This is a genomic window from Litorisediminicola beolgyonensis (assembly GCF_042679605.1).
Classification (GTDB): Bacteria; Pseudomonadota; Alphaproteobacteria; order Rhodobacterales; family Rhodobacteraceae; genus Litorisediminicola; species Litorisediminicola beolgyonensis.
In genome coordinates, this window is record NZ_JBHTMU010000007.1 from 133,455 (window position 1) to 142,908 (window position 9,454).

General features: G+C 68.0%; 8 protein-coding genes. 4 read left to right on the plus strand and 4 right to left on the minus strand.

What is annotated here, in order from left to right; translation table 11 throughout:
* The first annotated feature begins 11 nt into the window (after positions 1-11).
* Positions 12-1,013 (plus strand): polyprenyl synthetase family protein, encoded by a 1,002-nt coding sequence (locus tag ACFQ4E_RS06160; protein WP_386802058.1) that lies wholly within the window; start codon positions 12-14, stop codon positions 1,011-1,013.
* Here the strand turns inward: ACFQ4E_RS06160 and ACFQ4E_RS06165 are convergent.
* Positions 1,010-1,852, minus strand: a complete 843-nt coding sequence (locus tag ACFQ4E_RS06165; RefSeq protein WP_386802059.1) for a 4-(cytidine 5'-diphospho)-2-C-methyl-D-erythritol kinase — start codon at positions 1,850-1,852, stop codon at positions 1,010-1,012. The two genes, ACFQ4E_RS06160 and ACFQ4E_RS06165, sit on opposite strands and share 4 nt — an antisense overlap.
* Positions 1,849-3,573, minus strand: coding sequence for a tetratricopeptide repeat protein (locus tag ACFQ4E_RS06170; RefSeq protein WP_386802060.1), 1,725 nt, complete (start codon positions 3,571-3,573; stop codon positions 1,849-1,851). Before ACFQ4E_RS06170 ends, ACFQ4E_RS06165 begins: the two co-directional genes overlap by 4 nt.
* Before the next feature lie 297 nt (positions 3,574-3,870).
* Here ACFQ4E_RS06170 and ACFQ4E_RS06175 point away from each other — a divergent pair, with 297 nt between their 5' ends.
* Complete coding sequence (locus ACFQ4E_RS06175; RefSeq protein WP_386802061.1) at positions 3,871-4,743, plus strand: LytTR family DNA-binding domain-containing protein; 873 nt, start codon at positions 3,871-3,873, stop codon at positions 4,741-4,743.
* A 4-nt stretch (positions 4,744-4,747) separates the two neighbouring features.
* Here ACFQ4E_RS06175 and ACFQ4E_RS06180 read toward each other — a convergent pair whose 3' ends face one another.
* Positions 4,748-6,400: an electron transfer flavoprotein-ubiquinone oxidoreductase gene (locus tag ACFQ4E_RS06180; protein WP_386802062.1), complete on the minus strand. Its 1,653-nt coding sequence runs from the start codon at positions 6,398-6,400 to the stop codon at positions 4,748-4,750.
* Between the two features lie 274 nt (positions 6,401-6,674).
* On the opposite strand from ACFQ4E_RS06180, the gene greA reads away from it, so the two are divergent.
* Both greA and ACFQ4E_RS06190 read left to right on the plus strand, forming a co-directional pair.
* Positions 6,675-7,145 carry a transcription elongation factor GreA gene (gene greA / locus ACFQ4E_RS06185; protein ID WP_386802063.1) on the plus strand — a complete coding sequence of 157 codons (471 nt, stop codon included), beginning with the start codon at positions 6,675-6,677 and terminating at the stop codon, positions 7,143-7,145.
* Between the two features lie 19 nt (positions 7,146-7,164).
* Positions 7,165-8,172, plus strand: coding sequence for a hypothetical protein (locus ACFQ4E_RS06190; protein WP_386802064.1), 1,008 nt, complete (start codon positions 7,165-7,167; stop codon positions 8,170-8,172).
* Positions 8,173-8,176: 4 nt separating this feature from the next.
* Here the strand turns inward: ACFQ4E_RS06190 and ACFQ4E_RS06195 are convergent, their stop codons facing one another.
* On the minus strand, positions 8,177-9,448 hold the full coding sequence (locus ACFQ4E_RS06195) for a molybdopterin-binding protein (protein WP_386802071.1): 1,272 nt from the start codon (positions 9,446-9,448) through the stop codon (positions 8,177-8,179).
* Between the last annotated feature and the right edge of the window lie 6 nt (positions 9,449-9,454).

Sequence of the window (9,454 nt, forward strand, 5' to 3'; positions counted from 1 at the left end):
GTGTGCCCCTCATGAGCCTCGATCAACCGTCCGCCAAGCCGCATGACCGGCTGGTCGCGGCCCTCGCCTCGGAGATGGAGGCGGTCAATGTCCTGATCCGCGACCGCATGGCCTCGGAACACGCGCCCCGCATCCCGGAGGTCACCGCGCATCTGGTCGAGGCCGGCGGCAAGCGGCTGCGCCCGATGCTGACCCTCGCGGCGGCGCGGATGTGCGGCTACGAGGGCCCCTACCACATCCATCTCGCGGCCACGGTCGAGTTCATCCACACGGCGACGCTACTCCATGACGACGTGGTCGACGAGAGCCGCCAGCGGCGCGGTCGCCCGACCGCGAACCTCCTCTGGGACAACAAGTCGAGCGTGCTGGTCGGAGACTACCTCTTTGCCCGCGCCTTCCAGTTGATGGTCGAGACCGGGTCGGTGCGGGTGCTCGACATCCTCGCCAACGCCTCGGCCACCATCGCCGAGGGCGAGGTGCTGCAATTGTCCGCCGCGCAGGATCTGCGGACCGACGAGTCGATCTATCTCAAGGTCGTGCGCGGCAAGACCGCCGCGCTCTTCTCGGCCGCGACCGAAGTGGGCGGCGTGATCGCCGGCCGGCCCGAAGACGAGATCCGCGCGCTCTTCGACTATGGCGACGCGCTCGGCATCGCCTTCCAGATCGTCGACGATCTTCTTGATTATCAGGGTGATAGCAATGCGACCGGCAAGAATGTCGGCGACGATTTCCGCGAGCGCAAGCTGACCCTGCCGGTGATCAAGGCGGTGGCCGCCGCGGACGCGGACGCGCGGGCCTTCTGGTCGCGCACCATCGAGAAGGGCAAGCAGGAAGACGGCGATCTCGACACCGCGCTGTCGCTCCTGAACCGCCACGGCGCGCTCGAAGCGACGCGCGAGGACGCGCTCGGCTGGTCGGAAAAGGCCAAGACCGCGCTGGCCCATCTTCCCGAAAGCGATCTGCGGCAGATGCTGATCGACCTCGCCGATTACGTGGTCGCGCGCGTCAGCTAGATCGAGACCGAGTGGTGCTCGGGATTGAGCAGCACTGCCCGCACCCACCATCCTGGATTGTCGCGCGCGATATTGAGCGCGGCGATCTCGGCCGCGTCCGGCGTGTCGTACAGCCCGAAACAGGTGGCCCCCGATCCCGACATCCGCGCCAGCCGCGCGCCCGACAGCGCCTCCAGCGCGTCCGTGATCACCGGCGCGATGCGGAGCGCAGGCGCTTCGAGATCGTTGCGCTGGCGCGATAGCCAGTCGATCAGCGTGTCCCGATCCGCCAGAAGCGGCAGCGGCTCTTCCAGACCCGGATTGTCGCGTCGCTCGAGCCCCGCGAACACGTCGGGCGTGGGCACCGCGACACCTGGATTGATCAGCACCGCCGGCAGTTCGGGCAGACCGGTCTGCGCCTCGAGCACTTCCCCGATCCCCCTCACCCGCTGCGCGCCCTGCGCAAGGCACACCGGAACATCGGCGCCGATCCGGTCGACCGCGTCGGGGATCGGCACCTCCCAGAGCTCCGACAGGAGCCGCAGCGCGCAGGCGGCATCGGACGACCCGCCGCCCAGCCCGGCCTCGACCGGGAGACGCTTGTGCAGCGTGATCTCGGCCCCCTTCTCGGGATCGAGCGCACGGGCCGCGCGGATGATGAGGTTGCTTTCGCCGCGCGGCACGCCCTTGCTCATCGGCCCGGCCACGTCGAGCGCCAGAAGCGCCCCGGGCCGCACCGCGATGACGTCGCCGACATCGGCAAAGACCACGAGCGAATCGAGCAGGTGATAGCCGTCCTCGCGCTGCCCGGTCACGTGCAGCGCGAGATTGATCTTGGCGGGCGCGACGCCTCGGATCATTTATCCGAGGCCACGTCCAGCGGCGGCGCGCCTTCTTCGGCGAGGACCTGGTCGAGACCGACCTCGAGCTTGCGGCGAATGCGCGGCAGATCCGCGTCCTCGGCCGAGGTACCGCTATCGGCGAAGGACAGCGCCCGGCGCCACATGAACTCGGCCTCGAGCTCGCGGCCCACGGCCCAGTAGACATCGCCCAGGTGGTCGTTCACCACCGGATCGACCGGCATCAGCTCGGCCGCGGTCTCCATATGCCCGACCGCCTCTTCGTAACGACCAAGCCGGTAGAGCACCCAGCCGAGGCTGTCGACGATGTAGCCCGAGCGCGGCGACAGCGCGACCGCGCGCTCGATCATCTCGAGCGCCTCGTCGAGCTTGCGCTGCTGCTCGACCAGCGAATAGCCGAGATAGTTCAGCACCTGCGGCTGATCGGGGTTCAGCTCCAGCGCGCGCCGGAAATCCGCCTCGGCCTCGACATCGTTGCCAGACCGCTCCTGCGCCACGCCGCGGGCATAGAACAGGAACCACTGGGTCTCGTCGGTCTCGGCAAAAAGGTCGATGGCGCGGCTGTAGGCGGCGATGGCGTCATCGTAGCGCTCGAGCTGGCGCATCAGGTCGCCGAGGCTCGACTGCACCACCGGCACGTCGCCATGGGTCTCGGCAAGGCTCTGGAGCACCTCGACCGCGGCATCCACCCGACCCGAGGCGCGCAGGGCCTCGGCCCGGCCCAGTTCGGCGGCGTGGTAGGCGTCATCCTCGCGCGGGACCTTGCGATAGGTCGTCACCGCCAGATCGTGCTGCCCCATCTGCTCGAGAAGCTCGGCGCTGAAGAGGATCGCATCGACGTGATCGGGGTTCAGCGCCTCGGCCATGCGCGAATGCAGCAGCGTGAACCCGTCGCTGGTCTCCGAGACATAGACACGCGCCAGCGAGAAGAAGAGCTCGGCCAGACCGTCGCGGGCGCCCTGAACCTGGGTAAAGGGCACCGTCTCGCCTGCTTCCAGTTGGGCGCGGAGCTTGCGCAGGCCGGGGTCGAGATTGGCGCCGAAGGTCCGGTCGATCAGCGACAGCGCGTCCTCGTTGCGCTCGAGCTGGCTGAGGATCGTCGCGCGGATCACCACGGAGCGGCGGCTGAACTGCAGCCCATCGCTGGCCTCCTGCTGGAAAAGCGCCTCGGTGCCCTCGTAATCGCCGACCGAGGCCAGCGCGAGCGCCTTCTGATAGAGCGCGAAGCGCCGCATCCCTTCCTGGCTCGCGACATCGTCGAACGCCACGAGCGCGGCGGACATGTCGCCCTCGCCCAAGAGCGCCCAGGCGCGGATCAGCCCGTCCGACGTGGGACCGGTGCCCCTCTGGGTGTCGATCAGCTCGCGCGCGGCGGCATATTCTTCCTTGGCCAGGTGATCGGCGATCACGGCAAGCTGGGCGATCTGGCTGCGCTCGCCGCTGTCCAGGTAGCGCTGTCCGAGGATCCCGGCGCGACCCACGTCGCCCAGGGACAGATGCGCGAGGGCCGCGCGCTCCAGAAGCTCGCCCCGCTCGGGATCGTGCATCAGCGCGAGGTCGTAGTAACGCGCCGCGGCCTTGAAATCGCCGACGACGCTCGCCTGGCGGGCGGCCAGGTAATCGCCCGACACCCCTTGCGCAGAGGCGGGCACGGCGAGGCCGAGGCCCGCGCAAACCACTCCAAGCTGGATCAGGCTTCGAAAAAACCGCGGTGTTGCCATAAACGTGCCTCCTTTGGCGCCTTCTAATGGGCTGAGCGATAGGGTGACGCGAGATGGTAACGGGGGCAGGCCCCACAAGCAATGAGGGGCGGCGCGAACGCCACCCCCCAGAAGATAAATTACTCGCTATCGAAAACGAATTTTCTCAACTTAGCTTCACCGCTGAGATGGAACGAACCGTGTTCCGTACTCTTTACTCTACGAGAACCTTAATGACTCGCCGCTGCCCATGCGGTAAAGCTGACCTGCGCAAAACCTCTGAAAACTTCGCAACTTGCGCCGGATTGCAAATTCACGATGCGTGAAATCGACATATACATCGACTGGTTTCGGAAGTTCGTCATTTACATCGCGCTTCTCGGATTCGCGGTTCTCATGGGTCCGTTCGGAACCTATGCGACTCTCGACCCGTGGGACCGCGTGATCTTCTGGACCGTCGACATCATTGTCGTGGCCTTCTTCACGCATCTCGCCTTGCACGGGATCTACAAGGCCCCGGCCGTCAGCCACATCACGCCGCCCACCCGGTTCGGCATGAGCGTGGCGCTTGGATCGATCCCCGCCGCAGGCGTGATCGGCTTCATCTACAATGTCATGGCCCCCGAGATCGCCGACGAGGTCTATTTCCCGGCGCTCTGGTCCGAGGCGATGATCTTCTCGATACTCTTGGCGTCGATCGAGTTCATTCTCTGGCCGCAGGTGGTCGGACGTCCCAAGGGCCGCGCGGAGCCACCCTTGTTCATCCCGCATGATCGCGTGCCGCGCATGCCGGCGCCCGCAGAGGGCGTGATCGAGATGGCGCCCGCGGCGACGGTCGAGGCGCCCGAGCCGGTGATCGAAGAGAGCGCCCCGCAGGCGTCACGCCTGGCGCAGCGGCTCCCGCACGAGCTGCGCGATGCCGAGATCATGTCGGTGTCGATGCAGGACCATTACGCCGAGATCACGACCACCGCCGGGGCGCACCTGATCCTGATGCGCATGGCCGACGCGCTCGACCTCTTGGACGACACGCCGGGCGCGCAGGTCCACCGGTCGCATTGGGCCGCGACCGCGCATGCCCAGACGCTCCGCCGCGACGGGCGGAAATACGAGCTCGAGATGTCCGATGGCCGGGTCCTGCCGGTCTCGGGCAGCTATCTCGACGCCGCCCGGGACCTGGTCGGGGAGTGACCGCTCACATGTTCGGGTAGTTCGGCCCGTCGCCCCCCTGCGGCGTGGTCCAGACGATGTTCTGGGCCGGGTCCTTGATGTCGCAGGTCTTGCAGTGCACGCAGTTCTGGAAGTTGATCACGAAGCGCGGGTCCTTGCCCTCTTCCTCGACGAACTCGTAGACGCCCGCCGGGCAGTAGCGCGTGCTCGGACCGGCATACTCCTTCCAGTCGACCGCGACCGGCACGCTGGCATCCTTGAGCTTGAGATGCGCGGGCTGGCTTTCCTCGTGGTTGGTCATCGCGAAGGAGACGTTGGTCAGCCGGTCGAAGCTCAGCTTTCCGTCGGGCTTGGGATAGTCGATGGGAGCAAATTTCGACGCCTTGCCGGTCGCCGCCGCATCGGTCTTGCCATGGCCGACCGTGCCGAAGAGCGAGACACCGAAGAGGCTGTTGGTCCACATGTCGAATCCGCCGAGCGCGAGGCTCGCGGTCAGGCCCATCTTCGACCAGAGCGGCTTCACGTTCCGCACCTTCTTGAGGTCCTTGCCGATCGCGCCCTCGCGCACCTCGCTCTCGTAGGCGCTCAGCTCATCCGCCGAGCGGCCCGCCTCGAGCGCCGCATGCGCGGCTTCGGCCGCCGCCTTGCCCGAGAGCATCGCGTTGTGGTTGCCCTTGATGCGCGGCACGTTGACCATGCCGACCGAGCAGCCCAGAAGCGCCACGCCCGGCGCGACCATCTTCGGCATCGACTGGTAGCCGCCCTCCGAGATCGCCCGCGCGCCATAGGCCACGCGCTTCCCGCCCTTCAGGAGCTCCGCCACCATCGGGTGATGCTTGAAGCGCTGGAACTCCATGTAGGGGTAGAGATACGGGTTCTCGTAGTTCAGATGCACCACGAAGCCGACATAGACCTGGTTGTTGTCGAGGTGGTAGGTGAACGACCCGCCGCCCGCGTTCTTGCCCAAGGGCCAGCCCATCGTGTGGGTCACGGTGCCCTCGCGATGCTTGGCCGGGTCGATCTCCCAGATCTCCTTCATGCCGAGGCCGAATTTCTGCGGCTCCTTGCCGTTCGAGAGGTCGAACTTCTCGATCACCTCTTTCGACAGCGACCCGCGGACGCCCTCGGAGAGGAAGACATACTTGCCGTGCAGTTCCATCCCCGGCTCGTAGCCGTCGCCCGGAGTGCCGTCGGCGGTCTTGCCGAACTCGCCCGCGACCACGCCCTTGACCGCGCCGTCCTCGGAATAGACCAGCTCGGAGCAGGCCATGCCGGGGAAGATTTCGACGCCCAGCTCCTCGGCCTGCTCGGCCATCCAGCGGCAGACATTGCCCATCGAGACGATGAAATTGCCGTGGTTATTCATCAGCGGCGGCATCGGCCAGTTCGGAACCCGGATCTGCCCCTCTTCGCCCAGCATGTAGAAGTTGTCATGCTTGACCGGCACCGTCAGCGGCGCGCCCTTGGCCTTCCAGTCGGGAATCAGCGCATCGAGCCCGCAGGGATCGAGCACCGCGCCCGACAGGATATGCGCGCCGACCTCGGAGCCCTTCTCGAGCACGACGACCGAGCGCTCGGGATCGAGCTGCTTCAGACGGATCGCCGCCGAAAGCCCTGCAGGGCCGGCACCGACGATGACGACGTCATATTCCATCGACTCGCGGGTCATATCGCTCATTGCATGTCCTTCCCTTGCCGCCACGGCACCTGCGCCCGGATTCAAACTCGACGTGGAGTATCAAGACGCAAGCACAGGTTCAATTGTGACACCGCGTCCCGGTGTCTCTGTCGCGGCGTCGCGCAGCTCTGCGCCCATCGGCACGGCACTGCTTGCAAAATGTCGCGTCGCTCGGCAGGGTTGAACAACCCGAGACCCCATGATTAGGACGCGGGTCAGGAAATGTGAACCGCCGGGGAATTGCCCGCCCCGGACATGACTGTCGGGAAGACCCATGGACAAGATACCGATGACCCGCGCGGGGGCCACCGCGCTCGAAGCGGAATTGAAGCACCTCAAATCCGAGGAGCGGCCTGCGATCATCCGGGCCATCGCCGAAGCGCGCGAGCATGGCGATCTGTCGGAGAATGCCGAGTATCACTCCGCCCGCGAGAAGCAGAGCTTCATCGAGGGCCGGATCAAGGAGCTCGAAGGCGTTCTGGGCATGGCCGAGGTGATCGACCCCAAGACCCTCTCCGGCACGATCAAGTTCGGTGCCACCGTGACGGTGGTCGACGAGGATACGGACGAAGAGAAGACCTGGCAGATCGTCGGCGAGCACGAGGCCAATATCGAAAAGGGCCTCCTGAACGTCCGCTCCCCCATCGCCCGCGCCCTCATCGGCAAGGATGAAGGCGACTCGGTCGAGGTCCGCACCCCCGGCGGGGAGCGCTCTTACGAGATCCTGAAGATCGACTACGTCTGAGAGGGGCGACAGCGCCGTCATGGCTGACAGCAAGGATACACACTCCACCCCGCTCGGAACCTACCCGGCGGGAGGGGGCGAGGGCGTGACCGGGCTCGAGATCAGCGCCGCGGCGCTGTCCGCGCTCTGGCTCTTTGTGGCGGGGCTCTATTTCGTCCTGGGCGGGGCCGAGGGCGCGGATGGGCTGCGCTTTCTCCTGGCCGCGATGGTGCTGTTCCTTCCTGTGGCGATGATCTGGGTCGCCGTTGCCGCGACCCGCGCGACGCGGATCATGCGCCATGAAAGCACCCGCCTCCAGGCTGCGGTCGACGCGCTCCGCCAGGCCTATGTGGCGCAGGCCAAGTCCAACCAGAACAACGCGCCCGAGGGCATCTCCAAGAAGCTCGACGCCATCGCCGCCAGCCAGAAGAAGACCGAGACCGCCTTCGCGATGTTCTCCTCGACCCGCGCGAAAGAGCAGATCGCCGCGCAGGCCGCGCCCGGCGCCGCGCCCTCCGGTCCCGCGGGCGAACAGGCGAGCCTCGCCCTCGGCACCCCGGCCGAGGCGCTGCGCCCGCCCCTGTCCAATGCCGATCTGATCCGCGCGCTGAACTTCCCCGAGACCGCCGAGGACCAGGCCGGGTTCGCGGCGCTCCGGAAGGCCCTCAAGGACCGTCCCGCCGCGCAATTCGTCCAGGCCGCGCAGGACGTGCTGACGCTTCTGAGCCAGGACGGCATCTACATGGACGACCTCTCGCCCGACCTGGCCCGCCCCGAGATCTGGCGCCGCTTCGCCCAGGGCGAGCGGGGCCGCGCCATCGCGGCCCTGGGCGGCATCCGCGACCGCTCGAGCCTTGCGCTCACCGCCGGGCGCATGAAGCAGGACCCGATCTTCCGCGACGCGGCGCATCATTTCCTGCGGCTCTACGACCGTGGCTTCGCCCGCTTCGCCGAGACCGCGACCGATGCCGAGATCTCCGAATTCGCGGGCACCCGCACCAGCCGCGCCTTCATGCTGATCGGCCGCGTCGCCGGGACGTTCAACTGACGTCTCAGAGATCGAAAGCCGAAAACGGGATGTAGCGCACCGGATCGCCGGGCTGGATCTCGCGCGCCTCTTCGTCCAGTTCGACGAACCCTTCCGCCCAGCTCAGGCCCGACACCCGGCCCGAGCCTTCGGAATGGAACACCTCCGCCCGGCCCTCGCGGAGCCGCGCGCGCAGGAACTCGCGCCGTCCGGCCTTCTTGCGCTTCTCGAACCCCGCCGGGACGGTCATGCCGTCGGGCGCCGTCCAGCCCGCTCCGCCCAGAAGGGCGAGCGCGGGCCGCGCGAAGACCAGCGCGCAGGTGAAGGCCGCGACCGGGTTGCCCGGCAGGCCGAAGACCGGCATCCCCGACCATACCCCGAGCGCCAGGGGCCGCCCCGGCTTGAGCGCGATCCGCCAGGTCGCCTGGCTTCCGGCCTGCGTCAAGAGGGCCGAGACATGGTCTTCGTCGCCCGCGGACGCCCCGCCCGAGGTCAGAAGCGCGTCGACCCGATCCGCCGCGCGGTCGAAGAGCGCCGCGAGCGCGTTCCGGTCGTCCGGCGCGCGTCCCAGATCGACAGCCTCGTAGCCCCAGCGATGCAGGATCGACAGCAGCATCGGCCGGTTCGCATCGGCGATCTGCCCCGGCGCCACCGCCGCCCCCGGCTCGGTCAACTCGTCCCCCGTCGACAGGACCCCGACCCTGAGCTGGCGAAAGACCGGCAGCGTCCCGTGCCCGGTCGCCGCGGCAAGCGCCAGGTCGGCCGGCGTCAGGCGACGCCCCGCGGTCAGGATCGAGGCACCGCGCGCGACATCCTCGCCCGCGCGCCGGGTGTTCGACCGGGGCTTCACCGGCCCCCGAAACGCCACCGTCGCGCCGTCGCTGGCCGTGTCCTCGTCCAGAACCACCGTATCGACGCCCTCGGGCAGCGCCGCGCCGGTCAGCACACGCAGCGCATATCCTTCCGGCACGACATGCCGGAACGGCGCGCCCGCCGCCGCCCGGCCCGCGAGCAGGGGCAAGGTCACCTCGCCCGACGCACCCCCGAGATCCGCCGCGAAGCCGTAGCCGTCGACCGCACTGTTGGCCTCGGGCGGGTTCGGACGCAGCGCCATGACGTCCCGCGCCAGCACCCGTCCCGCCGCGCGGAAGAGCGGCAGCTCCTCGAACGACACGACCGGCGCCAACCGCTCCTGCAGTCGCTCCAGCGCCGCGTCGACCGGCGTCCAGCTCACCCCCGGCGGCAGCGCGAAGCAATCGTTCCGGAGCGGCGGCGGCGCCAGCTCGCCCCGCGCCAGCGCCGG

Bases quoted from the DNA above. Each gene is read 5' to 3' on its own strand.
- ACFQ4E_RS06160 (WP_386802058.1), top strand. From the start codon at position 12: ATGAGCCTCGATCAACCGTCCGCCAAGCCGCATGACCGGCTGGTCGCG.
- ACFQ4E_RS06165 (WP_386802059.1), bottom strand. From the start codon at position 1,852: ATGATCCGAGGCGTCGCGCCCGCCAAGATCAATCTCGCGCTGCACGTG.
- ACFQ4E_RS06170 (WP_386802060.1), bottom strand. From the start codon at position 3,573: ATGGCAACACCGCGGTTTTTTCGAAGCCTGATCCAGCTTGGAGTGGTT.
- ACFQ4E_RS06175 (WP_386802061.1), top strand. From the start codon at position 3,871: ATGCGTGAAATCGACATATACATCGACTGGTTTCGGAAGTTCGTCATT.
- ACFQ4E_RS06180 (WP_386802062.1), bottom strand. From the start codon at position 6,400: ATGAGCGATATGACCCGCGAGTCGATGGAATATGACGTCGTCATCGTC.
- greA (WP_386802063.1), top strand. From the start codon at position 6,675: ATGGACAAGATACCGATGACCCGCGCGGGGGCCACCGCGCTCGAAGCG.
- ACFQ4E_RS06190 (WP_386802064.1), top strand. From the start codon at position 7,165: ATGGCTGACAGCAAGGATACACACTCCACCCCGCTCGGAACCTACCCG.